Below are 24,299 nucleotides of genomic sequence, written 5' to 3'. Positions count from 1 at the left end.
TTTTAAGGCGCAAGACATGATCGGCGACGACGCGATGAGGCGATCCATTCATGAGCAATCGCGTGCACACAGGCTGTCCCGGCAAGATGTGCTTTCCGACGTTCTGGATCTGATACGGCTACGAGGCGAATCAATCGAGGTATACGAGACTGCCGAGGCGCAACGCAAGCCCTTTGATGCCGGACGCGCCCGCTTTCACTTTATTCAGGACGGCGCCTTCCGGCTCGACGCGATCGCTATCGATACGGCGACGTTAGTCGCCGGTGATCTTGTTTTGCTACCTAAAGGATGTGCGCACGTTCTCTCCGCAATCCATGCGCTTGACTCTCTGCCCGGATCACCCTCGCGACCCGATGAATGTCGCAGCTTCGCCGAAAAGCCCTTTCGCGTCCTGACGGGCTCGTTCGTATTCGAATCGGCATCCGCCGGCTCATTGATTGGGGGTCTCCCAGATGTCATTCACCTCCGGGCCGACGCATCGGGTACACCGGAATGGCAACACGCGATCCTGCGGTTCGTGCGGCTGGAAGCGAGCGAGCCGTCGCCAGGCGCTGCGCTCATGATCTCGCGCCTGATCGATCTGCTGGTGATACGGAGCTTGCGCGAGTGGGTGGCGAAGAGTCCCGCTCATAGCGGATGGCTCCGGGGCCTCGGCGACGCACGACTTGGGCGTGCACTGGCGGCCATGCATGAGGATCCCGCGCGTGAATGGAAACTTGGGGCGCTCGCGAAGATTGCGACCATGTCCCGGTCGCACTTTGCGGACCGATTCACGGAGATTGTCGGCGAGCCGCCGCTCAGGTATCTCGCACGGTGGCGCCTGAGCCTTGCCGCGGATCTGCTGCGCAACAGCGGCGTGCGAATCAGCGAGGCAGCGTCTGTTGCCGGTTACCAGTCGGACTCCTCGTTCTCACGGGCCTTCAAGGCGCGTTTCGGATATTCACCCGGCGCCGTACGTCATGGTGCGGATCCGGATCAGGGCATGCCGTCACGCTGAGCTTCAGTCGAAAGCGATCATGCCACGCTCTACGCTGGGCCGCACCATCACGCCAGCGAACCATCGCTGAAGAAGCGGATACTGCGCCCAGTCGATCGACGACGACAACGCGGCCACTATGCTGACAGCCGCGATGTCTGCGAGCGTGAATGACTGCCCCGCCATGAATGGTGCGTTTTCCAGAAACATCTCGCTTGCAAGGAGTACATTAAGACAGCGCCGTTCCATCAATCTTCGCCCCTCTTCGCATCCTTCGTTCTTCAGAAAGAAGGATGCATGACTGGGCGCGATCACGTCAGTCACGAAAAAAAAGAATCGCTCGAGTGCAAAGGGCGCCGATGCATCCGTTTCGGGCGGTAACAACCTGCCTCCCGCTCGTCGGGCAAGGTAAAGAAGAATCGCATTGGACTGCGCGAGAACAAGCGGAGGCGCCGCCGACGAGCGAACTCGCAGCACCGGCACTTTTCCACCCGGATTCAGTGAAAGGAAATCTGGTGTGCGCTGCTCCCCCGCCCGAAGATCGAGCTTCACGACCTGGTGAGCGATCGCGAGTTCCTCCAGCGCAATCGCCACGCGAAGACAGTTACCCGTCTTCGCGCCGTACAGGGTAACGTCGGCGGACATTGTCAGGGAGCCGGCGTTTCGGGCATGACGATGCGCTCGTACTGGCCTCCGGCCGCAGCTTGCCGGTACGCTGGCGCATCGATCATCGACTGCGGAAAGATCGGAGCCAATGCGCTGGCACGATCCAGCCGCTCGACGTGATGCTGCGCAAGCGTGAGCTTTGAAGCGCCAAGGTATGCTGATAACTGTTCGCTCGTCCGAGGTCCAATGATCGGCAGTGAACCCTTTAGCAAGACCCACGCTACTGCCACTTCGGATGGCGTGACCCCAAGCTCGGTCGCAACCGCAAGGGTGGCATCGACGATGGCCATACGCTGGCCGGAATTTTCCTGCTGGAATACCGCACCGCCCAGTGCTTCAAGGCGCCCTTTCTCGCCCCGACGGTACTTGCCCGAAAGCAATCCACCACCGAGCGGCGACCATGCCACCATCCCCAGTCCAAGGGCCTTGCCTGCCGGCATCAGTTCGTGCTCGGCTGTACGCTCGACCAGGCTGTGCTCGAACTGCAAGCCGGCGACTCGTGCCCAGCCGCGCAACTCGGCGATCGTTGCCGCCCGCGCGACGCGCCACGCAGGGAAGTCGGACAATCCGATATAGAGCACCTTGCCGCTGCGCACGAGGTCGTCCAGGCCTCGCATGATCTCGTCCGTTGGCGTGATGCCATCGGAAAAGTGCACCCAGTAGAGGTCGATGCGATCGCTCTTGAGACGCTTGAGGCTCGCCTCAACAGACAGGCGCATCGCGAGCCGGCTATTGCCCGTCGCCAAAGCACCCATGTTGGGCGCCGCTGCCTGAGTGTACTTGGTCGCAATCACGAAGTTATCGCGACGGCCCGGGAGGAGCTTACCGAGAAACTCCTCGGACTCCCCAAACTGATACACGTCGGCGCAATCCAGAAAGTTACCGCCCGCGTCCGCGTAACGGTCAACGATCTCGCGCGCGGCGTCGATATCTGATCCGTACCCCCACCGGCCGCCGAAATTCGCAGTACCGAGCACCAACTCGGATACCCGCAGCCCAGTATGTTGACCAAAGAGACGATATCGCACGATCACACCCCTTCAAGTTTCGGGAGATACGGGGCCGCCGCAGTTGCCGACGTGTCGGCAGGCGTCAGCGCACGGTTGGTGGTCGAGCCACCAATATAGCGCTCGTAAATCCTCCATCCCCTTGCCGTCTTGCGCAGACGATCACGCATCGGCGAATACAGCCAGATCGCGGGCAGTCCGCTATCGCTGTGCATCACCTGACCGGCACCCAGTTTCGTCGCATCCTCAGGCGCTGCATGGCGAACCAGCAGATTCTGGTATCGCACGACAACGCCGTCTTCGTCCGCATCGACGATATGATTCGTGGCGTGACGGCTCACGCCCGGTATCAGGTACGGATAGTCGTGCTCGAAGAAGTGTCGGATTTCGGCGTGTCCACTAATCGTTCCGTGAAAGTGGTACGCGACGGCGTCGGGCAGGAACGCCTCGATCATGGCTTCGACGTCCCATGTCTCGAAGAACCAGTTGACGCGATTGACGAAATCGACTGCGCTGACGCGGTCTTCGGCGCTGACCGTGCTCGTATTTTGGACGGAGGGAAAGGCTGTCATGCAAGATCCTTTAAAGAAGAATATTTATCGGAATGAGGTAGGCCATAATGTGCAATTACACATATAAACTCAAAAAAATTTTCAGGTCGCAAAAACGACGCTCAACAGACCTGCTCGCAGCGCAGTCGCCTGTTTGCGACCGAAGCCAGCTTCGAACTCCGCCTGCGCTGCTCGCCAGCACGGCTCAGCTTCCGACAGCTTCGCCTTGCCCGCAGCGGACAGCGTGAACGTCAGTGCCGCTTTTGGACCTTCCGCAGCGCTCGTCAACCACGTTGCGTCCCGCAGGGGTCTGAGTGCACGTACTAACGTGGTCCGCTCCATGACCATCAGGTCCGCCAGATCGGCAACCGCGATTCCTGGATGCTCTTCGATGAGCGCAAGTATCGAAAATTGCGAGATCGAAATGCCGACGTCTGACAGATGGCTATCGTAAATACGCGACACATACCTCGCAGCGCGACGCGCAGCCAGACAGTGACACAGATCGGGACCAGTTAGCGGGTTCATGTTTCGCATTCTCATGTGCAACTGCACGTTTGTCAACGCTTCGTGTAATGGCTCGCCATGCTGTCGGAGACTTGCTTTTGTGGGGGGGTCACTTCCAGACATCGGCCGACTTTCCGGTCGCCCACCCTTTGTCGGCCGACATTGCAACACGCTGCGGCATACAGTCGTATTGGCCATGGAAATCTTCTCGCTTATCTTTCGGACGCAATGTCATTGAAACCGGACGACATGCAATAGGCAGCGCCCCTGAGGCCGGTTACCGTTCGCGATGGCGTCGCGCTCGCCCTGATACTTTCTGTCGCTAGACGGGCGCGATATTCAAATCTCACTTCGCGTCTTAACGTTCCTATCATGAAGTCTTACATTCTGCGGCTCTTTGCCGCTCTTGTCGTATCGCTCGGTCTCGTCACCCTTGCATCCGTTGCGGCATGCGGCAGCTCCTCAGCGAGCACCACCGGAACAGTCGTACTGGTACACGGCGCGTGGGCCGACGGCTCCAGCTGGTCGTCGATCACGCGCGTATTGCAGGCGCGTGGTCTGAAAGTAGTCACTGTTCAGCTTCCCCGCACGTCGTTAGCCGACGATGCCGCAACCGTTACCCGTGCCATCGATGCCCAGCAGGGGCCCGTCCTTCTGGTCGGACACTCCTACGGAGGCGCGGTCATTACGCAAGCCGGCAGCATTAACAAGGTTGCAGGTCTCGTTTATGTGTCAGCATTCGCGCCCGGAGACAACCAGTCGATCTCCGACCTGACGAGCCCATTCCCGAAGCCGGCCTGGCAGGCAGGTCTGGTACCCGACGAAGCTGGATTCCTTACGCTGAACACTGACACCTACCTGAGCAGTTTCGCACCGGATCTTCCGAAAGACACATCCAGTGTGCTCGCCACCGCTCAGGGACCGCTCAATGCGCGCTGCCTTACCGATAAGGTGTCTCAGGCCGCCTGGAAGTCCAAACCGTCGTGGTGGGTCTATGGCGACCAGGACCAGATCATTCCAGCAGCGCTCCAGCGGGCCGAGGCAAAAGAGATCGGCGCGAAGATAACGTCGATTGCTGGCGCGAGCCATGTAGCACTGATGTCTCAACCTGCCGCGGTGGCCGCGGTAATTCTCGACGCGGCACGAGCCACTGGCGTGCTCTGACTGGTCGCGAAAGCATCAGCGCGGCGGACTGACGCTCGCCGCGCCCGCCCTCTTGCGCAAGAGGCTCACGCAGTGCGACCAGAGATATCATTTCCCTGACAACCTGAAAAATGATCACACGCAAAATAATCGCGGTAGGTACGATGCTTCTGTCGTCATTGCTACTTTCCGCTTGCATGGCAACCACATCCAGCCAACCAGCTACGCAACGAATCTCATCAATCAGCGCTTCGCCTAATGAAATTGGCATGAGCAGGAGCGACGTAGATGACCGTGCGCGATCGCACCTCCATTGGCGTCGACGATATCTGCGGGCAAGCCAAGCTCTTTCATCATCGCGAGAGGCACGGCCGCGAAGGCCTCGTTGATTTCGACCCTGTCCAATTCATGCAACGACCAGCCCGCGCGTTCGACAGCCTGCCTGACGGGCGGTACCGGTCCGATGCCGAACATCTCGGGTGCTACAGCCGCCACGCCGAAGCCAGCAATAGGAACCAGCGCATCCAACCCGCGTTCGTCGGCGAACGACCGTGAGGCCACGATCGTTGCCGCGCCACCGCTATTGAGTCCTGGCGCGTTGCCCGCGGTGATCGTTCCGTCCGGGCGAAACGCGGGACTGAGGCCCGACAGTGCCTCCAAAGTTGTGGCGCGCCGCGGGGCTTCATCGCGCGCGAACGTAACCGCACCCGAACGCGAAGGAATCTGCAACGCAACGATCTCTTTGTCGAAGAGGCGATTGGCCTGCGCCGCGGTAAAGCGCTGTTGCGAACGCTCGGCCCATCGGTCTTGCGCTTCGCGCGTCAAGTCAAAGCGCGTCACCAGATCTTCTGGTATGCCAGCGCCGAGTGCTGGCCCGAGAACGCGTCGCTAGCTTTGCGACACAAATTGCTCCGATGGAGCGGGGAATGATCCGCGTCGAGCACGTCGGCGAGCGTGATCGCGCCCGATTCATATGCTTTTTCCGACAGGTCGCGGGCACGCTGGAGGTACCCCGCCAGTGCTTCGAGTTCCGACGCCCTCAGTTGTGATTGCGACAGCACCATGAACGCGTTCTCCACGCCTTCCACGGCGTGCAGCACAGCTAGCCGGTATTCGGCGATGGCCTCGGCGTTACGCCCTTTCGCCGCTGCGTCGCATCGCGCCGTGAAGTACCGCAATTGCTCATGACGTACGTCTCACCGCGACTGGCTCCTTCCAAAGCGTGCGGCCAAAAAAGGTCAGTGTGCGGTCCCATGCGAGTTGCGCCCAGACCGGATCGTATTGTGTACCTGGTATGCGCCCATCGCCTACGGCGGTTTCATTGGCAAAGGCATGATGTGCAAGATAGCGATGGAATTCCGCCGAGACCCCACTGCGGGTAAACTTCCCCTCGAGCACATCGACACTCGCGGCTGGAAAGAACGCGTCCTGAGTGGCCCAGTGCGCCTGGATCGGCGCTTTGATGCTAGAGGCGTCCAAACGATTCAGTGGCGGGAATCCGTACCAAATAACGCCAGCCGTAAATTCGGGGACAGCGCTGAGGGCAAGAACCGTCAATGCGCCACCCATGCAAAACCCGGTTACACCGATATTTCGCGTGTACGTACTCAGGTATTGAACGGCGCCGCGAACGTCCTGAGAGATCGCATCAGCAAAGTCGAGACTATCCATGTAGTGGTGAGCCTCTTCCTCCTCGACTGTAGACTTTCCTCTATACAGGTCGGGTACCAGCGCGATGTAGCCCGCGTGAGACAGACGGTCCGCCACGCCCCGGATCTGAGCGTTCAGCCCCCACCACTCCTGGATCACAACGATTGCCGGTGCGCCTTCCAACTTCGCCGGATTAGCAAGATAGCCCTCAACGGCTTGACCGTCCGGGCGGCAAAAGCTGACCATGGTTCCCACGTTGCGCATCGGGTTTCCTCCCATAATTAATCGACAGTTCAAGTTAAGTGCGGCTGCCTGCTTGTTGCGTAGTCAACCGGCTTTCAGAGTAGCAGAGGGCATTCATTTACCGCCTACGACCACGGATCCCCGCGCATGAGAGATGACAAACTCGTCTCTTATCGCTGCGAGGTTTCTCCGTGGCTACCAGCTATGAGACGACGAACAGAAGCGCGCATCGGCTGCTGCATGAAGGTTTTAGTCTTCGCGATCGAGAAAGGCCGTGACATCGGCCACGAAGCGCTTGGGATACTGATACTGCGCCCCATGACTCGAGTCAGGGTACAGAATCAGCTGAGCGTTCGGCAGCTGCTCCTCCAAGGCAAACGAATTCACCGGATAGTGAACGATGTCGTGATTGCCGCCAACGATGAGCACAGGCTGCTTGATGTTTTTCAGGTATGTATCCGCATCAGCGTGAGGCGCGCCCCATGCCGCGAACGCCGCTACCTGCGCCGGTGCGACCTTATCATTCACGTCCGGGTCACGATCTCTCGAACGAGCATGAAGGCGATTGAGGAATTCACGCCCCGCAGCGCGACTCGCGTCTGATTGCGTGAAGAACACATCGAGCAGCAGTTGATCGTTGTTTCCGCTGTCCTTCTTGATCATTTCCTGGAACTCTGGCGTAAGCGTGGCCATTCCAGCCCCGCCGCGAGGTCCACTCCCCACCAACACCAGATGTCGAACAACTTCAGGGCGCTCAACGGCAACTTCCTGTACGACGAGACTTCCCAGAGAGAATCCGAGAAGATCAGCCCTTTTGATGTTGAGTGCGTGAAGCAAGTCGATGGCATGTCGTGCCATCCCCTCGACAGTGCTGGGAACTTCTCCCTCTGAACTGGCGACGCCTGCGTTGTCGAACAGAATTACCTCTCGATTTTTAGCAAAACCGTCGATGACCGCAGGATCCCAGTTGTCCATGTTGCCAACAAAATGCTGGAAAAAGACCAGCGGCACATTGCCGGGTTTTCCGAAACGCCGATAGGCGAGCTTCGTACCGTTTGCATCGATAAACCTCGTCGGCGCTGTCTGATGCGTGTAGACGGCGCGCAGGTTCTGCCCTTCCCCTGCTGCATTAGATGGCGTAGTTGCGAAAGCGGCAGCTGTAGCAAGTACTAGCACCCCCGCTTTGACCGTCGCGATTTTCATCGTTTTTCGCACTTCAGCACTCCTGAATTCAACACATTAAAAAATGTTCGTACTGCGTTCCGAGAACCGGCGTGGTTTTGCGGAGGAACGCTGCTTACGCCGGATTCTTGACGGAAGAGCGCTCGTCAACCGTCTGCCGCCAATTGAGCAGCGCGGTGCAATCCTCGGGGACCGGAATGTTTGCAAAACCAGCGAAGACAAGTCCCGCCCAAACTGTGATATCCGCCATTGAGAAGAATTCGCCTGCAACGTACGGTTGGGCCGCGACCACCTTGTCAAAGTAGCGCATCCCGGCAATAGCCTTGTCGCGTGAGCGTTCACCCCATTCTCGGCGGCCCTCCCAATCAGGGCTCTTGAACGCCTGAAGCGCCGGTCCAAGACCGGGTGTCGCATGGTGAAAGTAGATCCCTACCGCATCGATCAGTTCTGACTCAGCCCGCTTCTGCATCATATGAACCAACGCCTTCTCTTTGGGCGACTTGCCCGTCAGCACCGGATTGCCGTCAAGAGTGTCAAGATACTCAGTGATGGCCGTGCACTCCGAGATGTACGTTCCGTCATCCAACTGCAAAACAGGCACAGTCCCGGTGGGGTTGATGGCGAGGAAAGCGGCTTGCCTGTGTTCCGCAGCGGGGAGATCAACTTTGATGAACTCAACCTGGGAAGCGAGATTTTTCTCCGCCAGCACGATCCGAATGCGAAGCGGGTTGGGAAAACCTGGAATGTCGAAAATTTTCATGGTCGGCCTCAAAAAGGGTCATTACCTATCGATAGGTAGGTGACACGACTTTATCGAGGCGCCCTGTCCTTGTCAACACTTACTTATCGATAGGTAGCGTGTTATAGTCTTCAAATGACAACGGACACCAAACAGCGCATCCTTGCCGCCGCTCGACGTATGGTGCAGGCGCGTGGATACAACGCACTGAGTTTCAGGGATATCGCCAAAGAGGTCGGCATCAAGAGCGCAGGCGTGCATCACCACTTTCCTACAAAGGGTGATCTAGGCGCGGCTTTAGCGCGCCAGTACACGGAGGAAGCGGTCACTTTACTGCATGACCTGCTCGAAAGGTTCGATAACGAGCAGCTGACGCTGGAGCGCTATGCGAGCATCTTTCGTTCAGCACTCGTGCAAGACAATCGAATGTGTCTTTGCGGCATCATGGCGGCAGAGCATCATGACCTTCCCGCCGACGTCCGGGTAGAAGTCGATCGCTTCACAGAGGTGAACGTTGACTGGCTTTGTAAGGTTCTGTCTTTCAGGGAAGACGGAAGGGATGCCGAGTCTATCAAGCGCCAGGCACTTGCAATTTTCGCGGCTATTGAAGGCGCTCAACTGGTCGCTCGTGGACGCGGCGACGTGTCGGTGTTCGACGATACGGTCCAGGCATATCGAAGTGCCGGCCTTTTTGCGTGAACACTCCAGGCAGTCCGACTACATGAGGCCGTATCTGGGTTCATGGTGATATTGCCGGATCGGTGGGCGTTAAAAAGCCCCGAGTAGCGACTCGGACACCGTTCGGAAACTATTCGAAGGAATCAGCGAAGTCGATGGCGATTCCTTCCACGCGTCGCCCCAAAAGCGGCGGTCAGCCGTTTCCCGCACTCTCACACATCCCGCCTAATCTCGCCTCCTCTCGGACCGTAGACCGCATTAAATGTGCCACCGTCCGTACGTTGATAATTCGGGCGGAGGAACCGCAGTAGTGACTGCTTTGCTTGCAGTCCGAACGAAATAAAACCGGCAATTCGCAAAATCCGCGTTAAATTTGTCACTTCGCGTCATATACTTCGAAGCCCGTCCGTAAGACCCTTGAACTTATGGAAAATTCTCTGCGCATCGCAGAGCCGGTCGCGCTTGCTCGCCCGCGCGGCGCACACCGTCGCGCCAGCTTCAGTCCGAAGCTGCCGCGACGGCTGACGTCCTACAGACGCGACCTGCTTGAGCAGTGGATTCTGTTCGAGGCGGATCTCCTGCGGTGATCGTCTTCGAGCGGCCCGGTTGTGTGAATGTTAGCGGGAAGGAGCGTCTTGCCGACTTTTGGGTGCGTTACGTTGACCGCCAAACGTTAACTATCCCTGGTGATACGATTGATGGCGGACAAGCAAGCACATCCCATCGTCATCTCGATGGAGCAGCACTGCCCATCCGGAAAGTGTCGCCGGCTGCCCTCGCAGCTGCGCGGGTGTGGATCGACAACTGGCAGCGCATGCTGGCGTGCATCGTGGCGAACAAGAACCTTGTTTCGCCGTCCTTGCAGCGTGCGATCGAGCGCTTTCTGGTTCGTCCCCGGACGTTGCTTGTTGAGATCGAGCGGAATGTCTCCATGGGGACCCGGTTCTCGTCCGCACAGCCGTATTCCGCATGTTGTATGCCGGCCGGCTCAATGCGCCGGATCTGCATACGCAGGCGCTATCACTGCTCACTTCGTTTACCACTGCGGAGACGAACCCATGAACCACCGCAGGCCGGAGTTTCAGGCTATTGATCTCGCTGCATGGCCGACGGTTGCCTACACCGGATCGATCATCAGGCGCGGCGCGCTTTTGAAGCGCGGACGCAAGCGCTGGTACGCTACCCTCGCGGAGAATCGGAGAATCGCTCAAACAGATTGAACAATCGTTTGTTCGGCAAACGCCGGCGTTGCCAATCTGGTTCGTTGCCTGTCGGTTGAATGGAGCAAAGAAGGCATCCGCTGCAGATCCTGCGCCCGGTTATTGCTGAGGCACGAACGTCGCGAACCGTTTGCGGTATTCCGCTGGCGTCACGCCTACGCGTCGCGAAAATGCCCGCCGAAACACATCTGCATCGGCGAACCCGCAACACGCAGCGACCTGCTTCGGTGCTGCTTGCCCTTGCTCCAGCAAGCGACGCGCCGCGTTCACCCGTGCCTCCTCAACCCAGTTTGCGGGCGTGATGCCTATCTCGCTGCGAAAGAGCCGCGAAAAGTGCCGCCGACTGAGGTTCATGCGCTCGGCGAGGCTTGCGACGCTGTGGTCAAGCTCGGGATTGGCAGCGACCCAGCGCTGAAGCTCCTGCAACGCCGCTCGGCCTGCAGGTGCGGCTTCGCTCTTGCGGCTGAACTGCAGTTGGCCGCCGGGCCGCTTGAAGAACATGACGAGTTGGCCTGCGACTTTGAGGGCGATCTCACGCCCGAGATCTTCCTCCACCAAAGAAAGTGCCAGGTCGAGGCCGGCTGTCACGCCCGCAGCGGTACGCAGCGGCCCGTCCCTGACCTGAATCGCGTCCTCGTCGACCGTCACGTCTGGGAACTGTTGGGCGAGCCGCTCGGCAACCGCCCAGTGAGTCGTGACCCGTTTGCCACTCAGCAACCCTGCTGCTGCAAGAAAGAACGCCCCGCTGCACACGGACCCGAAGCGCCTCGCCTTTGGAGCGCGTTGCCTAAGCCAGTCGACCACCACGCTGCGAGCCGGTACCTCAGCCGCGTTCGGGCAGCCGGCGACGAGAAGTGTGTCGATAGTTTCGTCCATGTCACGGTCGATGATTCGGTCGGCCATCAACCGGACTCCGGATGAGCTGCGAATCGGACCGGGCCCGCCCGCTGCGACGAGCAGTCGATACACCTCACGCCCGGCCTGCACGTTCGCTTCGGCGAAGACGTCCAGCGGACCGGATACATCGAGTAGCTGCACACCTGGCAGCGCCATAACCACGATCGTTTTGACCTTACTGCGCATCGATGGCCGCCTTAATCTTTAAATGTCCTGAATCGACGTGTTACGCCTATTGAAGACATGCTATCACGGTCCTATCCTTGATAAATCTAACCCACCGAAGGAAGAACCCTATGTCCGTCATCCGCGAGGCCGCCATTCCCGATTCGAAGCTGGCGCGTGCCATCACTGAGTACATTCGCGACACCGAGACGCAACTGCTCTTCAACCATTCGAGCCGCGTCTATCATTTCGGCGCTTTGGCCGGCGTGAAGCGCGGCCTGAAGTTCGACCGCGAGCTTCTCTATGCCGGCGCAATGTTCCACGACATCGGGCTTATGCCGAGCCATAGCAGCAAGGACGAGCGCTTTGAGGTCGACGGCGCGTACGCCGCCCGCGCCTTCCTCAGGAGCCACGGAATCTCGGAAGAGGACGCTTACACGGTGTGGACCGCGATCGCGCTCCACACCACGCCCGGCGTGCCGCAGCACATGCACCCCGTCGTCGCCCTCGTGACCGCTGGCGTCGAGATGGACGTGCTTGGCCTCACCTACAACCAATACCCGGACGCAGAACGCGAGGCCGTCGTTCGTGCTTTCCCACGCACGACTCAGTTCAAGGAAGACATCATCCAGGCGTTCTATGACGGCATCAAGCACAAGCCGGACACTACCTTCGGCAACGTTAAGGCCGACGTGATCGCCGACAAGGAGCCGCACTTCCACCGCGGCAACTTCTGCAGCGTCATCCGTTGCTCGCACTGGCAGGGCTGAGCTGCTCGCCATCGCCCCCCGCGCTACCACCACTTCGTCAAGGTAGCGCCCTCGACAGGAATCTCGACGATGACCGACAAACTGACACATCTACCCGGAAGGCACTGCCTGGAGCTTCACACGCTTTTACGTGCCCGAGGCGTTTGACGCCGGCTATGGCATGGCGAGCGACACCCACCAGTTATGGCAGACGTTTGAGGCTGCACATCACAAGGCGAGCTTGCCCGGCAACCTCGATCATGCTCTTCGGCTTTCGATACGCCCGAAGGCCGGGATTATTTGATCGCCTTACGCCAAAAGAGCAAGTATGCGGATGCGCAGGATACGGCGAGCAAAATTGCCCACATGGGAGCCAAACTGATCAGGACAGCGGTGACGGATAGCATCTGGATTCCTAAAGCCAACGATTAACGATTTCGAACACGCGTCCGCTTCGCCCGGAATGACGATCTAACCGAACTTTGGGTGCCGGGTAGCGATGAATTAATGCTACATCGCTACCTGGGGCAAATCTGTGGCTTCCTGTCTCACCGCCATTGATTCATGTCAAGGATGAGTCACTACCGAATCTGAAGGCCCTGGGGCCTCTGATACCGAGACCATCGCTGGCAGCCACCGATCAATGTTTGGGTGGTTGAGGCACTGTGCAACACGCGAACAACCCATCATGGTGACAAGCGTCTGCCCAATGCCGCGAACCGCGGTCAGGAGCGCGTAGTCCGCGCGTAGCGCAAACTTTTCCTGAAGACGCTTTTCCATGATGGCGATCTGTGCGGAGAGCATCGTGATGACCGCAACGTTCGCGCGGGCCGCGAGCGCTATGTCGTCGGGGAGATGCAGCTAGTCGATAAGGGCCCGGTCCGGATGCTTGACCTGATTGCTCGTGATTCGCAAGCCGGACCGACGCGCCGTTGTGTTCTCGACGGCGAGGATATGGCTGGTACCGCTGCGCGCCAGTGACATGCGTTTGCGGGCCAGGCCGCGCACCTCACGGTGCTTCGCCGGCAGGTTGGCGCCGGTAGGAAGGATGCCCAGGCGTAGCAGACGGGCTAGGTAGCGCGCGTCGGTCTCGTCACCACTGTGCTTGAGCTCGTCGTATTTTTTGATCGCCGCGGTGTTGACCATCCTACGGGGCGATCTAGCACGTTACAGCGACGCTCCGCCGCAAACCACGATCTGTTGACCGGTGATCGATCCGCCATCCGGTCCGAGCAGGAACGCGGTCAAGCCGGCCACTTCAGACGGCTGAACGAAGCGGCCGAGCGGCGGTATTCTCGGCGGTGTGCCCGCCCGCGCGGGATCGCGCAGCAAGGGCGTATCGGTCGCATCGGACGCAAGGCCACGCTGATCGTGACGCTGTTACTGATGGGACTCGCCACGTTTCCGGACTGGAAGGAGCGTTACATCGAGGAAGCGACAGCGCAGGCGCGCGGCGATCCGGTTCCTGCGGTCGCTCCTGATGCCCATCCTGAAGTCGATCATGCGTGACACCCTGCTCTGGCGCGCTCGCGCTTTGCTCGCCGTCGGCGTGCTTTTGTCCATCAGCACCGCCCGGGCTGGTGGCGGCATGACCGGCGGCGCCACGGAGATCACGCAACTCCTGAACCATGCGGAGCTTGTCTCGTCGGTGGCCCAGCAAGCACAGATGGTGGAGCAGAATGTCCAGGCGCAGATCACGCGCCTGCAGCAGTACGTGACAATGGTCCAGAACCTGAAACAGGTACCGGCCTCCCTCATCGACCAGACGATCGCCCCCTACCGCACGCAGATTTCGAACTTCCAGTCGCTGTTCACGGCAATCACGCAGTTGCAGCAGGCGGCGAACGCCACGAGCGGCCTCTTCGGGCGCAGCCTGTCGGAGATGAACACAACCGGCATGTCACCCGCGCAGTGGCTGTCGGCCTACACGTCGCTTGCCTCGACGCGCAGAGGCATCTATCAGCAGCAGCTTACGCAGGACATGCAGAACCTCGACGCGCTCGCCGGGCGCGCGCAGAACCTGCAACAGATTCAGTCGCAGATTCCGGATGTCACCGGCACCGTGCAGGGCCTGCAGATACTGAACCAGCAATCCAACGTCCTGGCTGGCGAAATGGTCGACCTGCATGCCTTGATGCAGCGTCAGGTCGCGCAGCAAATGCAGGACCGCGTCTCCCAGGCGCAGGCCCAAGGTAATGCCGCGCAACTCGCTGCCGCGCGCGCCGCGGCGATGGGGCAAACCAACCAGCAGGAGCAGCAGACAACGCAGGGTGCGCCTGACTTTGACCTGCTGCAGGACCAGTAGCCCGGAGGCGACGATGCTGTTGCGCCGGATGATCCGTTCCCTCTGCATGACACCGGCCGAACTGCGCGTCGTGCTCAAGGGCATCCGTGCGTATCGCGAGCACGGCCTGAGCATCGACGACGAGCGCAACGAAATGTGGCGCTTTGACCGGCGGATCACGCGGAGCATCCGGCTGTCGCTGCTGACCGGACTGCTGATCGTGCAGGCGGACAGCCCACAGGTCTTCGCGGCCGGCTGGCTCGCCGTGCCACTGGCCACGGTGCTGGCAATGGCGCGGGTTGCCGGTGGCCTGCGCTGAACGCCAGGAAGCAGCGTCATGAACGATGTGATCTCTGTCCTCAACACCCTGTTCGCAATGATGCAGGCGAAGGGCATGAGTCTGCAGACGCTGTTTCTCTCCGATGGCTTTGACCTGCTTGCTGCATTGGGACTCGTCATGGCCACCTGGCACGTGTTCCTGTGGCTGCTCGAGGGCGACTTCCCCGGCTTCTTCTCGAACCTGTTCCGCCATCTGATCAGGTGCGCAGTCATTCTGGTGTTGCTCACCGCGTGGAGCAGCACGGTTCACAGCTATTTCGTCGACAACATGCAGACGATGGCATCACGGGTGTCCGGCGGCGACGGCAATCCGGGCGACCTGCTGCGTGCGCTCGTCAATGCAGCATCGACCATCATGCAGGGCGTGCGCACCGAAGCGGCGCAGATCTGCGAGGAAGTGCCCGACGTCACGCCTGAAGGCGTCGTGATTCCGAACGCCGAGCATCAGGAATGCGGCACGGCCAGTGACGCGGGCGCAAACTCGGCGGGCCTGAGCTCGGTCTGGACGCTCATCAGAAACCTGCCGCTAATTCTGCTCGCCTTCCTTGCGAAGGCGCTCGCGATCATCGCAATCACGCTGATGACATTGATCTTCGTCGTGGTTGTGCAGTTTGGCTCGTTCCTGCTGGACATTGCGTTTTGCCTCGGACCGGTCCTGATTCCCTGGTACGTGCTGCCTGCCGGCGAATTCCTCTTCGATGGATGGCTATGCTTCACGATTTCGGCTGGCCTCTTCAAGGTCGTGGCCTGGCTGATGATGGCGATCGTCTATAGCGGCGTGCTGCCCGGTATCCAGGGGCTCGTCCAGCAGACGGCGACGCAAAGCGGCGCGAACAGCGACGCCTATTACGCGACGAACTACCTCGCGATGCTGGCGCTTGCGCTGGTCTGCGGGGTCGGGGCTTTCATGATGTGGCAGGTACCCGACATTGCGAAATCGCTTGTGTCTGGCGGTGCCGGCGGCGGATTACGTGGCTTCGGAAAGGGTGTCATGGGGAACAAATTGACGCCCAACATTCTGAAATGAGGTCAGTGATGTTGACGCTCGTTGTGCTGACTCGCGAAGTACGCATTCCACGACGCATCGGCGTCCCGATAGTGCTGTTCATCGGCTTCGCGCGATTGCCCCCGATCCTTAGGCGTCCGGCTAAGCGCGGCACACGCGAGAAACACGACTGCGCCCACGAGCATCATTGCCACGCCGAAATGCTGCGCGCCAACCTGATACAGCACGAACGCCGCAAACAGGAAAATCGGCAGCACGAAATACAGCAGGATGATTTTGAGTCTGGCCATGGCTGCACCCTCGCAGCAGGTGAACTGCGTTTCAGTGTAGCACCGCACGAGTGCACCTGCGCGGAGGCATGAGCGATGGATAAAGAAACGCCACCCTCGCTTCCACCGCGTGCCGTTGCGGCCGCCGCTGCCGGCACTCATCTCTGCGCGCCGCCCAACACCGGAGAAGCCGTGGCCGCATGGTTCGCCGCATTCCAGCGCCCGTTGTGGGAAAAGCGTCTCGCGATCAAGATCGCCGCTGCCTTCGCGCTGATTGCCGCCGGCGAATGCGCGGCATTGATCGTTCAGAGCACGCACAGCGGTCCGCGCCCCTATTTTGTCGAGCATGACGAAAAGAGCGGCGCAGTGTGGGTCTCGGACCGTTACGCCGAAACGTATTCGGCGACTGCGGCGAACAAGCGCTATTTCCTGGTGAAATGGGCCTCGCGTGTTTTCACGATCGAGGCCGATAGCCAGGACACGCTCGCGCGGCAGATTCCGGCTGCGTTCGGATGGACGTCGGGTGCCGCGACGCGGGAACTCGAGACCTACATCACGGTGACTGATCCCGTCGCTCAACGTGTTGTGCAGACGCCCGGACTCACCCGCGAGTTCGTCGAGAACTCCACCTCATTTTCACCCGACGGCCAGGTCGCGTACCTGATCTTCACGCTGGTCGAGAGCGTGAACGGCAAGCCGTCGCGACCGAAACAGATGCTGCTCACGATCAGCTTCCTGCTCGCGCCCGAGACCCTCAAACCCGGCGAAGAGAAGGACAACCCGATCGGCCTGCGCATCACTCATTTCAGTCTCACGCCCTATCTCGGCGTCAATCCGGGAGCCACGCAATGAAGGTCATTGCATCCGCCACATGCGTCGCGATGCTGCTCGGTGCCAGCATGGTGAGCGCCCACGGGCAATCCGCATCGTCGGCCCCCCTTGCTTCGTCGCCCCTGCCGCCCAGCCTACCGTCCATGGCGCAGAAGCAGCCGGACGTGGCACCCCCACATCCTGCTCTTTCGTCAACACGCCACCGGCGCCCCACTGCACAGCGCGCCGCGATCAATGGTCCCTACGCCGCACCCGATGACGCGTCTCTCGTCGTGTACGACTACGATCCGGACTACTCCTACCCGGTGCTCGTGCGAACCAGTCAGGAAACACACCTCGTGTTCGCGCCGGATGAGGAAGTCGTCGGCGTCTATCTGTCCGATACCGGCAAGCGCTGGCTCGAACACACAGCCCTCACGAAGCGGGACGTATTCATCGAAGCGCGTCTGCCCGGCCTCGAGAATGCCACCACGATCATCACGACACGCCGCCGATACGAGCTCGACCTGCGCTCGTCGGACGACGGCAAGGTGTACCACCGCGTCGTGTGGCACTACCTGGATGGCGGGGCGCAGACAACGGCAGGAGAAGTCTCGCCATTCGGCATCGAATACCCTAAAAACGTGCCTGCGAACAACACTGCCGGAGGTTCGGACAGTGCAGCGGGCGGCGGGCAACCGGTAACGGTCATAGCCAGCTCGGTCGGCCCTCACATCGCACTCGATCATGCGAACTTCGACTACCGCGTCGAGGGGCATGCGCCGTTCGCCCCCATAATCGTGTTCGATGACGGGCGGTTCACTTACCTTCAGCTTCCGCATCAGGCGGAACTGCCTGCCATCCTGCTGATGGACGACAAGGGCGAAGCGGAGATTGCGAGCTTCATTCCGCTCGGCAACGACTTTTACGAAGTCCAGCAAACCGTTCCGTACGGTCTCCTGCTCAAGCGTGGGAAGCAGGAGGTGCGGGTCTTCAATGGCCAGGGCAAAGGCTGCGGGCTGTTCGGCTGCGATTCGGCGCGCATGAAGAACATCTACGGGAACCCCTGATCATGGCCGCCCCCGAAAACAGCGGTCACAGCAGTTCCCCGCTCACGCCCAATCCCGAGCGCCTGACCCGTGTGCGGCGCGATCTCGCGAAAATACTGCTGGTCGCGCTAGGCTCCGCACTGGTCGCGATTGTGCTCGTCCACGCACTGTCTCACCCGCACGAGACCGCCGCCGAACGACGCGCGAGGGAGCAACTCGATGCTGAGGCCCGGCAGCCCAGGGCATCACCGGATGCGCTCCGCAAACGGCTGGAGGACCAACGCAATCTCGCGATGGCTCGTGCGGGACGCGAAACGGCCAGCGCCCCGCTCGGGGGCACGCCGCTTGACGGTATCCCCAAGGGTGTGCCCGGCGATGACGCAGCTCCACTTCCTCCCAGGGATCACGCTTCCGGTCAGTCGTCGGCGAACCGCGATGCCGATCGCCTTGCCCTGCAACGGCAAATCGAAGCGATGCAAAGCCAGTCGCTCGTCGCGTACGAAGACACAACGCGCGACACCCGGGGCGCATCGGGACAGACATCCAACGTCCAGGATCCGAATCGAATTGCGGGGAGTCTCCCGAACCTCCCGGAGACGGCCCCCGAGGCCGCCACAACGGCCAACGGCGCGCCTGGTACAGCGTCGCCTCCATTACAGCAGGCGGGTGTCGCGAGCGCCATCGACCGGCGCAACGCCGACTGGCTGAATCAGCAAGGCAATGAGGCCGACGATGAAAAACCACTGGTTCCAGTCCCGCTCAAGTCACCGTATATGGTACTGGGCGGCACGCCAGTTCCGACCGTCATCCTGCAGGGCGCGAAAAGCGATATGCCCGGTAGCTTCCGCGCGATGGTTGACCGCGACATCTATGACAGCATCGATGGGCGCTGCAAGCTCATCCCGAAGGGCACGCGCATTCTCGGTCGGACGAACAACGATGTGGCGATCGGCCAGGACCTGATGCTGATGGCCGCCACCCGAATGACCTTCCGTCATGCGACGATGCGACTCGACGGACTGACGGGCAACGACCCTGACGGCGAGGCCGGTGTCAGTGCGGACGTCGACAACCACTTCTTCCGGATCTTCGGCTCGACGTTCCTTATCGCGGGCGTCGCCGCCTGGATCGGCCACAATCAGAGTCAGTCGAACGGTACGACGATCAACGTCAACGGCGGTGTGGCCACTGACCTGTCGTCGGCTGCGGCTCAATCACTGTCGCAGACAACGCAAACCATCCTCCAGCGCAACATGAATATCCAGCCGACGCTCAGGCTGGAGCCGGGTCAACGCATCACGTTCATCACGCAACGAGACATGATGCTGCCACCTGGCGTCACTGACGGGATCTGCCATCGATGAAACATGCGACCACCCTGCTTTCCGTGCCCGTCCTGTTCGCCAGTTGCCTGCTTCAGTCGGCCTGCGCCGAACCGCCCGTCGTGACGGGACCGGTCTACAACTTCGACTGGCGTCTGACCGGCGCCGCCGAAATCGAGCCATACCAGGTGTTCGACGACGGACAGAAGATCTATCTGCAATTCGCCGATCCAAAACACGTCCCCGCCGTTTTCGCCGACACCCCGGGTGGGCTCGTGCTCCTGCACTGGCGTCCCGATCCGCCGTACATCGTTGTCAACCAGATGGAAAACGCACTGGTGTTTCGCGCCGCTGGTGGGGAAGCCCGGGCTGTTCGGGCCGAGCCCGGCGGTCCGCCGCGGATGGCACGCTTCGGGGCAGCCCGACCATCCGAGGAAAGCGCGGTCAGCCCGCCCCAAGTCGTCGGCGGTGTTCGCACCGGCGTCAACCCAGGTTCCGGGGATAAATAGGGAGGGACAAGATGGACACCGGCAGTCGTGGTTCCTCGTGCGAATCATCCATTCGCACACAGCTATGTCCAAATAATAAGGTTGTCCACGTTACGTGAACACAGAATTTTTCTGGACAAGTATCCGGCTATATCCAAAATCTCTTCGTGTCCACGGAACGTGTACAATCAGAATAACTGGACAAACTTGGACACGCCATGCCCACCGCCGCTCAAGATTTGTCTGCTCTGGTGCAAGCTGCCGCGACGGCATTTGGCGAGGCGACCGGCATTCCTGCCCATGCGCGCAAGGCACCAGCCGGGTCAGGAGCCGATGCCGCACTGGAATTTCACGTCGGCGCGCGCCGCTTCAAACGTCCGGCGCACGTCAAGCAGACGATCGACCGGTACGGCACGGTCGCCGCATTTCGCGCGCACGCCGCGCCCGGCAATGACGAGAGGCTGTTGCTCGTCACGTCGTATCTGTCGCCGAACATGATCAACGCGTGCCGCGACATGCAGGTCGATGCGCTCGATCTGGCCGGCAATGCCAGCCTCCTTCTCGGCGACAATGTCATTCTCGTCTCTGGCCGGCCGCGCCTCGACAGTGCGCCCATGCAGAGATCGTCCTGGACCCGGTCGACGCTGCGGGTTGCCCTCGCGCTGCTCATGGATCCTTCGTTGCTGGTAAAGACCTATCGTGACATTGCACAGGTCGCGGGCGTCAGTCACGGAACCGTGCAGAATGCCATTCACGGCATGCGGGAGCGTCGCGATCTCATTGAACGGCGCGGCGAGCCTGGCTTGCAGTTCACAGACAAAGACAGGATGATCGACGAATGGACCACGCTGTACCCGTCGCTCCTGCGCGGATCACTTGAGCTGGGGCGATTCCGCACCGACATGGCCGACTGGTGGCAAGACGTTCCGGACATGCGCGACCGGTGCTGGTTTGGAGGAGAGCCGGCGGCAGCGATGCTCACCGGTTACCTGAAACCAGCCACGTTCACCCTATACTGCGCGAACGAGGTACCGAGGGAGTGGATCGCCAAGGCTCGCCTGCGCCCTGATCGGGATGGCAACATCGAATTCCTGAAGTCTCCGATCCGGTTCACGACTGCGGCCGGGTACCCGCAGAACGTTGTACCTCCGCTGCTCGTCTACGCCGATCTCGTCGCGAGTGGTGATTCCCGCAACCTCGAAACCGCCCGGTTACTGCGTGAACAATATCTCTCCGCTTGATCCGCGTCCCCATCGCGCCTTTCCACCGGAAATGATCGCGCTTCTGCGAGAGGTGGCCGTTGCGGCCACTGCCAGGGGCATCCCCTGGTTCGTCGGCGGGGCAAGCGCGCGTGACATGCTGTTCACGCATGTTCACGACATTGAACCGACGCGGGCCACGGCGGACGTCGATATCGGTATCTCCATCGAAAGCTGGGCCGGGCATGAGGCGCTCAGAGCGGAACTGCTTGCGTCAGGTCACTTCGAGCAGCGGGGTAACGCGACGCACCGGCTCCATTACCGCGTACCGGCCACAGGCGTCAGGACATGGCTCGACGTCGTCCCATTCGGGGGCATCGCGGACGGCAGCGGCGAGATAGCCTGGCCTCCGGACCAGGCGATCCGCATGAACGTAGCTGGCTTTAAAGAAGCGCTACGCGCGGCGGTGCCGGTGCGCATGGATGCCGACCTCGTCGTGCCCGTCGCTTCGCTCCCGGCCCAGGCGATGCTCAAGGTCATCGCCTGGCAGGATCGTCACGGCGTCGATCGCAAGGACGCGAGCGATCTGCTTTTTCTGCTTGCGTGGTACGGCGAAGCGGGAAACCTCGAAAGGCTGTACGCCGACGATGGCTTCGATCTGATCGAACAGCATGACCATGACCCCGACATCGCAGGTGCAGCGCTCCTCGGTCGGGACATGGCAGATATCGTTACGCCGGAAGTGAACGCGCAGATCCTCGCCGTTCTCGCGCCGGACAACCCGTCACCGCTGATACTCACGCACATGATGGCAAGCCGCATGCGGATTCCCGGAGGCGATTCGGCTGAGCGGACCGGTCAGCTGTTCGATGCGTTCCGCCAGGAATTTCTCGCGGCGGTTCAGCGCCGCAGCGGCGCATGACCGCCGGAGACCACGGCAGACCTCCCTGCCCGTGCGCGGCTAACCGGCCGCGCCCTGTGCTGCCCTCGACTGGAGGTCCGTTAATTGAGCAATCGCATCCGTTGCGCGCTCGACGGGCACAAAAATGTGATCGTGGAAGGCCGCAGCAACGACGTTGCAACTGATACTGGCCTTCGTCAGCGCCTCAGCCACCGCAGCAGTGAGCCCCACTGCCTGCAGGTCCGAGTGAACGCTCAACGTGATCCACGCCGCCCGGAAAAGCACCGGCAGATCCTCACGCACGGCCGTCGGCTCATCGATGATGACGGTCAGCCCTTCGCGCTCTCGAAACGTTGCCAGCGGTGCGAGCTGCGACACATCTCTATCCGCCCGCACGCACGAGAAGACATAGGCACCTTCATTCAGTTCTGGCTGCATGGACGCAAGCAGCTCTGCGAGATCCGAAACCGGTTGGCTCACTGGGTTTCCTGTCGGAGAGAAGTCAATCGGGCAGGACACCGGCAACTACGATTGCGAGCGGCGCCCGCGTCGCTTTCACAGCGCCATTGTGACTGACGCGAAAATTGTCACTCATAGTGCGTCCTATCATAGAGCGTGGTCTCAAACAGGTCAAATCCGTACGCTTCGATATCCTTCCGCTTGAGATATTGATGCAGTACGACCCGCTTGCCCTGTTTGGAAAACGCCTGATTGCGCTTCGCAAGGCGCGCGGCTGGTCGCAGGAGCGCCTGGCGCTCGAAAGTGGCCTCGCCCGGTCATACATCGGCGGCATCGAGCGGGGCCAGCGCAACATCGCCCTCTATAACATCTGCGTGCTGGCCTCCACACTCGGGGTTTCACCCGCTTCAATGCTCGAATTTGATGAGCTTGCGTGACGGCTCGAATTCCTTCGCGGCTGTTCACGAAGCCATCGTGGCCGATCGTTGGTGACCGTGTATCGACCGCGGCGACAATGTGCAGATCGTGAGACATCGTGACGCGTCGTGAGCTCAACATTAATCCCGTTATACCGGCCTCGTACGAAAAAAATATGGCACGGTTATCGACTTGATTTTTGGATTTCGCCGACTATGATTCGCGATTGAAGTTGCCCGCTGGAGCCCTTCCAGCATCCTTGCAACAACGTCGCCCTGCGACACCTTTCGCGGTCGTGCTTCGTCCCACTGTCTGGACCACCGCAGGTCGTTTGACCGGAAGCTTCCTTTGTGCCCGTCTGGGGAATTGCCATTCCCCGCCACGGGCCCTGGCGATTCCCCTTTTTCGTTCTGGAGAATCGTCATGAATCAGGCTGTCGAATCCCGTAAGTATTTCGATCTTCATCTGCGCGGTCTCGGGTATCTGTCCCGTGTACGTGATGTCACCACCAAAGGCAATGGTCGCAGCAAAGCCAGGCCTTTCCTCGCATGCGCCATCTCCGCGTTCCATGGCGACCCGAATGTCGAGAACGGCATCGTCTATCTCCCGCTCGATCTGATCGTCGCTGGCGAAAAGGCCAGAGAAGCGGTCCGTTCCGTGATGGACGACGCGAACGATCCCGATGTGAAAGTCCTCGTTTCATTCCGCGCGGGTGATCACTACATCCGGACGTTCGAGCGCACCGGCAACCGCGCTGGCGAAACCGGCGCAGTGCTCAAGGGGCGCCTGCTGAAGCTCTTCTGGATCAAGGTTGACGGCCAGGAGGTCTACCGTGACGCAGGCGACGAAAGCGAAGAACGCGACGACGCCGACGCCGGAAACGACCAGGCGCCGGAGCGTGTCAACGGACAGGTGCCGTCGACAGACGGTCGTGATCAGCACGACACGAACGGCGTCGATGAGCCCGACAGCGGTCGCAACACACCGGAACCACGCAAAGTTTCAGCTTTGCCTGAGCGCACTGGGCCGCGTACCAATCGCTATCCGCCACTGCGCCGTCACGGCAACGCGAATACCCGTCGAACCGATACCAGCGCCGAGTGAACGGCGATCTCTCGTCCCCCGCCACGCGCGGGGGGTCTTCTCGCATGACTGGTTTACCGGTTTTCCCGAGCGACGCACACGAAACGCTCTGGAAAGCCGGCACCGGCCACACTGCGCCCTGGGTTCACGGTGGCCCGACCACGCCGTGCCGTTTGTGCCGGAATGATTTCCCCGGCCCAGACACGCGCCTGGCAGATTCAACTGCCAGGCGTCATGCGTCATTCGCTTCTCATGGGCAGCCACGGCCAATGAAGGCCAATGACGCATGACGGTTTCACT

General features: G+C 60.6%; 28 protein-coding genes and 1 pseudogene. 15 read left to right on the top strand and 14 right to left on the bottom strand.

Annotation, left to right across the window (positions count from 1 at the left end; translation table 11 throughout):
• The first annotated feature begins 16 nt into the window (after window positions 1-16).
• A complete protein-coding gene (locus ACOCG7_RS05495; protein ID WP_084561522.1) occupies window positions 17-997 on the top strand; it encodes an AraC family transcriptional regulator in 981 nt (326 codons plus the stop codon).
• 3 nt (window positions 998-1,000) lie between these two features.
• Here ACOCG7_RS05495 and ACOCG7_RS05490 read toward each other — a convergent pair whose 3' ends face one another.
• From ACOCG7_RS05490 to ACOCG7_RS05475, 4 genes are all read right to left on the bottom strand, one after another.
• Window positions 1,001-1,621, bottom strand: coding sequence for a glutathione S-transferase family protein (locus ACOCG7_RS05490; RefSeq protein WP_073432354.1), 621 nt, complete (start codon window positions 1,619-1,621; stop codon window positions 1,001-1,003).
• A 2-nt stretch (window positions 1,622-1,623) separates the two neighbouring features.
• On the bottom strand, window positions 1,624-2,670 hold the full coding sequence (locus ACOCG7_RS05485; protein ID WP_073432375.1) for an aldo/keto reductase: 1,047 nt from the start codon (window positions 2,668-2,670) through the stop codon (window positions 1,624-1,626).
• 2 nt (window positions 2,671-2,672) lie between these two features.
• The gene (locus tag ACOCG7_RS05480; protein ID WP_073432353.1) at window positions 2,673-3,221 is read right to left on the bottom strand and encodes a nuclear transport factor 2 family protein; all 549 of its coding nucleotides are present in this window, start codon (window positions 3,219-3,221) and stop codon (window positions 2,673-2,675) included.
• An 81-nt stretch (window positions 3,222-3,302) separates the two neighbouring features.
• Window positions 3,303-3,728, bottom strand: coding sequence for a MarR family winged helix-turn-helix transcriptional regulator (locus ACOCG7_RS05475; RefSeq protein ID WP_073432374.1), 426 nt, complete (start codon window positions 3,726-3,728; stop codon window positions 3,303-3,305).
• Between the two features lie 351 nt (window positions 3,729-4,079).
• Between ACOCG7_RS05475 and ACOCG7_RS05470 the strand changes: the two genes are divergently transcribed.
• Window positions 4,080-4,871: an alpha/beta fold hydrolase gene (locus tag ACOCG7_RS05470; RefSeq protein WP_073432352.1), complete on the top strand. Its 792-nt coding sequence runs from the start codon at window positions 4,080-4,082 to the stop codon at window positions 4,869-4,871.
• A gap of 234 nt (window positions 4,872-5,105) precedes the next feature.
• On the opposite strand, the gene ACOCG7_RS05465 is transcribed toward ACOCG7_RS05470, so the two are convergent.
• The 5 genes from ACOCG7_RS05465 to ACOCG7_RS05445 all read right to left on the bottom strand — a co-directional run bounded on the left by ACOCG7_RS05465 (window position 5,106) and on the right by ACOCG7_RS05445 (window position 8,685).
• Entirely contained in the window at window positions 5,106-5,690 is a 585-nt protein-coding gene (locus ACOCG7_RS05465; RefSeq protein WP_421377097.1) for a hypothetical protein, read from the bottom strand.
• Window positions 5,687-6,028 (bottom strand): hypothetical protein, encoded by a 342-nt coding sequence (locus ACOCG7_RS05460; protein WP_421377095.1) that lies wholly within the window; start codon window positions 6,026-6,028, stop codon window positions 5,687-5,689. Before ACOCG7_RS05460 ends, ACOCG7_RS05465 begins: the two co-directional genes overlap by 4 nt.
• A gap of 4 nt (window positions 6,029-6,032) precedes the next feature.
• Window positions 6,033-6,764 (bottom strand): dienelactone hydrolase family protein, encoded by a 732-nt coding sequence (locus ACOCG7_RS05455; protein ID WP_176035851.1) that lies wholly within the window; start codon window positions 6,762-6,764, stop codon window positions 6,033-6,035.
• Between the two features lie 228 nt (window positions 6,765-6,992).
• Entirely contained in the window at window positions 6,993-7,958 is a 966-nt protein-coding gene (locus tag ACOCG7_RS05450; RefSeq protein ID WP_083086173.1) for an alpha/beta fold hydrolase, read from the bottom strand.
• An 82-nt stretch (window positions 7,959-8,040) separates the two neighbouring features.
• Window positions 8,041-8,685, bottom strand: coding sequence for a glutathione S-transferase (locus ACOCG7_RS05445; protein ID WP_083086175.1), 645 nt, complete (start codon window positions 8,683-8,685; stop codon window positions 8,041-8,043).
• Between the two features lie 114 nt (window positions 8,686-8,799).
• Here ACOCG7_RS05445 and ACOCG7_RS05440 point away from each other — a divergent pair, with 114 nt between their 5' ends.
• On the top strand, window positions 8,800-9,363 hold the full coding sequence (locus tag ACOCG7_RS05440) for a TetR/AcrR family transcriptional regulator (protein WP_073431596.1): 564 nt from the start codon (window positions 8,800-8,802) through the stop codon (window positions 9,361-9,363).
• 1,298 nt (window positions 9,364-10,661) lie between these two features.
• Here ACOCG7_RS05440 and ACOCG7_RS05435 read toward each other — a convergent pair.
• Window positions 10,662-11,645: a GlxA family transcriptional regulator gene (locus ACOCG7_RS05435; protein WP_421377092.1), complete on the bottom strand. Its 984-nt coding sequence runs from the start codon at window positions 11,643-11,645 to the stop codon at window positions 10,662-10,664.
• 110 nt (window positions 11,646-11,755) lie between these two features.
• Between ACOCG7_RS05435 and ACOCG7_RS05430 the strand changes: the two genes are divergently transcribed.
• Window positions 11,756-12,394, top strand: a complete 639-nt coding sequence (locus ACOCG7_RS05430) for an HD domain-containing protein (RefSeq protein WP_421377090.1) — start codon at window positions 11,756-11,758, stop codon at window positions 12,392-12,394.
• A gap of 840 nt (window positions 12,395-13,234) precedes the next feature.
• On the opposite strand, the gene ACOCG7_RS05425 is transcribed toward ACOCG7_RS05430, so the two are convergent.
• Together ACOCG7_RS05425 and ACOCG7_RS05420 are read right to left on the bottom strand one after the other, a co-directional pair.
• A complete protein-coding gene (locus tag ACOCG7_RS05425) occupies window positions 13,235-13,519 on the bottom strand; it encodes a hypothetical protein (protein WP_073431599.1) in 285 nt (94 codons plus the stop codon).
• 21 nt (window positions 13,520-13,540) lie between these two features.
• Window positions 13,541-13,732, bottom strand: a pseudogene (locus ACOCG7_RS05420) (SDR family oxidoreductase); the annotation flags it as partial.
• A 142-nt stretch (window positions 13,733-13,874) separates the two neighbouring features.
• Between ACOCG7_RS05420 and ACOCG7_RS05415 the strand changes: the two are divergent.
• Genes ACOCG7_RS05415 through ACOCG7_RS05405 form a run of 3 tightly spaced genes read left to right on the top strand, consistent with a single transcriptional unit; the run spans window position 13,875 to window position 16,023 of the window.
• Window positions 13,875-14,678 (top strand): conjugal transfer protein TrbJ, encoded by an 804-nt coding sequence (locus tag ACOCG7_RS05415; RefSeq protein ID WP_227470926.1) that lies wholly within the window; start codon window positions 13,875-13,877, stop codon window positions 14,676-14,678.
• Between the two features lie 13 nt (window positions 14,679-14,691).
• Window positions 14,692-14,976: a hypothetical protein gene (locus tag ACOCG7_RS05410; protein WP_421377087.1), complete on the top strand. Its 285-nt coding sequence runs from the start codon at window positions 14,692-14,694 to the stop codon at window positions 14,974-14,976.
• 18 nt (window positions 14,977-14,994) lie between these two features.
• Window positions 14,995-16,023, top strand: a complete 1,029-nt coding sequence (locus ACOCG7_RS05405; RefSeq protein ID WP_073431603.1) for a type IV secretion system protein — start codon at window positions 14,995-14,997, stop codon at window positions 16,021-16,023.
• Window positions 16,024-16,025: 2 nt separating this feature from the next.
• On the opposite strand, the gene ACOCG7_RS05400 is transcribed toward ACOCG7_RS05405, so the two are convergent.
• A complete protein-coding gene (locus ACOCG7_RS05400; protein ID WP_073431604.1) occupies window positions 16,026-16,292 on the bottom strand; it encodes a hypothetical protein in 267 nt (88 codons plus the stop codon).
• Between the two features lie 75 nt (window positions 16,293-16,367).
• Between ACOCG7_RS05400 and ACOCG7_RS05395 the strand changes: the two genes are divergently transcribed.
• The 6 genes from ACOCG7_RS05395 (at window position 16,368) to ACOCG7_RS05370 (ending at window position 22,061) form a co-directional block, all read left to right on the top strand.
• Window positions 16,368-17,123: a VirB8/TrbF family protein gene (locus tag ACOCG7_RS05395; RefSeq protein ID WP_073431605.1), complete on the top strand. Its 756-nt coding sequence runs from the start codon at window positions 16,368-16,370 to the stop codon at window positions 17,121-17,123.
• Complete coding sequence (locus ACOCG7_RS05390) at window positions 17,120-18,151, top strand: TrbG/VirB9 family P-type conjugative transfer protein (protein ID WP_073431606.1); 1,032 nt, start codon at window positions 17,120-17,122, stop codon at window positions 18,149-18,151. Before ACOCG7_RS05395 ends, ACOCG7_RS05390 begins: the two co-directional genes overlap by 4 nt.
• Window positions 18,152-18,153: 2 nt before the next feature.
• Window positions 18,154-19,494, top strand: a complete 1,341-nt coding sequence (locus ACOCG7_RS05385) for a TrbI/VirB10 family protein (RefSeq protein WP_073431607.1) — start codon at window positions 18,154-18,156, stop codon at window positions 19,492-19,494.
• The gene (locus ACOCG7_RS05380; RefSeq protein ID WP_073431608.1) at window positions 19,491-19,961 is read left to right on the top strand and encodes a TrbG/VirB9 family P-type conjugative transfer protein; all 471 of its coding nucleotides are present in this window, start codon (window positions 19,491-19,493) and stop codon (window positions 19,959-19,961) included. The genes ACOCG7_RS05385 and ACOCG7_RS05380 overlap by 4 nt, the downstream gene beginning before the upstream one ends.
• A 197-nt stretch (window positions 19,962-20,158) precedes the next feature.
• Window positions 20,159-21,181 carry a type IV toxin-antitoxin system AbiEi family antitoxin gene (locus ACOCG7_RS05375; RefSeq protein WP_073431609.1) on the top strand — a complete coding sequence of 341 codons (1,023 nt, stop codon included), beginning with the start codon at window positions 20,159-20,161 and terminating at the stop codon, window positions 21,179-21,181.
• Between the two features lie 31 nt (window positions 21,182-21,212).
• Entirely contained in the window at window positions 21,213-22,061 is an 849-nt protein-coding gene (locus ACOCG7_RS05370; protein ID WP_073431610.1) for a nucleotidyl transferase AbiEii/AbiGii toxin family protein, read from the top strand.
• A 39-nt stretch (window positions 22,062-22,100) separates the two neighbouring features.
• Here ACOCG7_RS05370 and ACOCG7_RS05365 read toward each other — a convergent pair whose 3' ends face one another.
• Complete coding sequence (locus tag ACOCG7_RS05365) at window positions 22,101-22,520, bottom strand: ACT domain-containing protein (protein ID WP_073431611.1); 420 nt, start codon at window positions 22,518-22,520, stop codon at window positions 22,101-22,103.
• A 191-nt stretch (window positions 22,521-22,711) separates the two neighbouring features.
• On the opposite strand from ACOCG7_RS05365, the gene ACOCG7_RS05360 reads away from it, so the two are divergent.
• Together ACOCG7_RS05360 and ACOCG7_RS05355 are read left to right on the top strand one after the other, a co-directional pair.
• Window positions 22,712-22,936, top strand: coding sequence for a helix-turn-helix domain-containing protein (locus ACOCG7_RS05360; RefSeq protein WP_073431612.1), 225 nt, complete (start codon window positions 22,712-22,714; stop codon window positions 22,934-22,936).
• A 403-nt stretch (window positions 22,937-23,339) separates the two neighbouring features.
• Entirely contained in the window at window positions 23,340-24,020 is a 681-nt protein-coding gene (locus ACOCG7_RS05355) for a DUF3577 domain-containing protein (protein ID WP_073431613.1), read from the top strand.
• Window positions 24,021-24,299 lie beyond the last annotated feature (279 nt).

Origin of the sequence: Paraburkholderia sp. DD10, from assembly GCF_049177125.1 — a bacterium.
GTDB lineage: Bacteria > Pseudomonadota > Gammaproteobacteria > Burkholderiales > Burkholderiaceae > Paraburkholderia > Paraburkholderia terricola.
The sequence above is the reverse complement of the archived record's forward strand: the minus strand, read 5'-3'. Positions and strand labels throughout refer to the sequence as shown.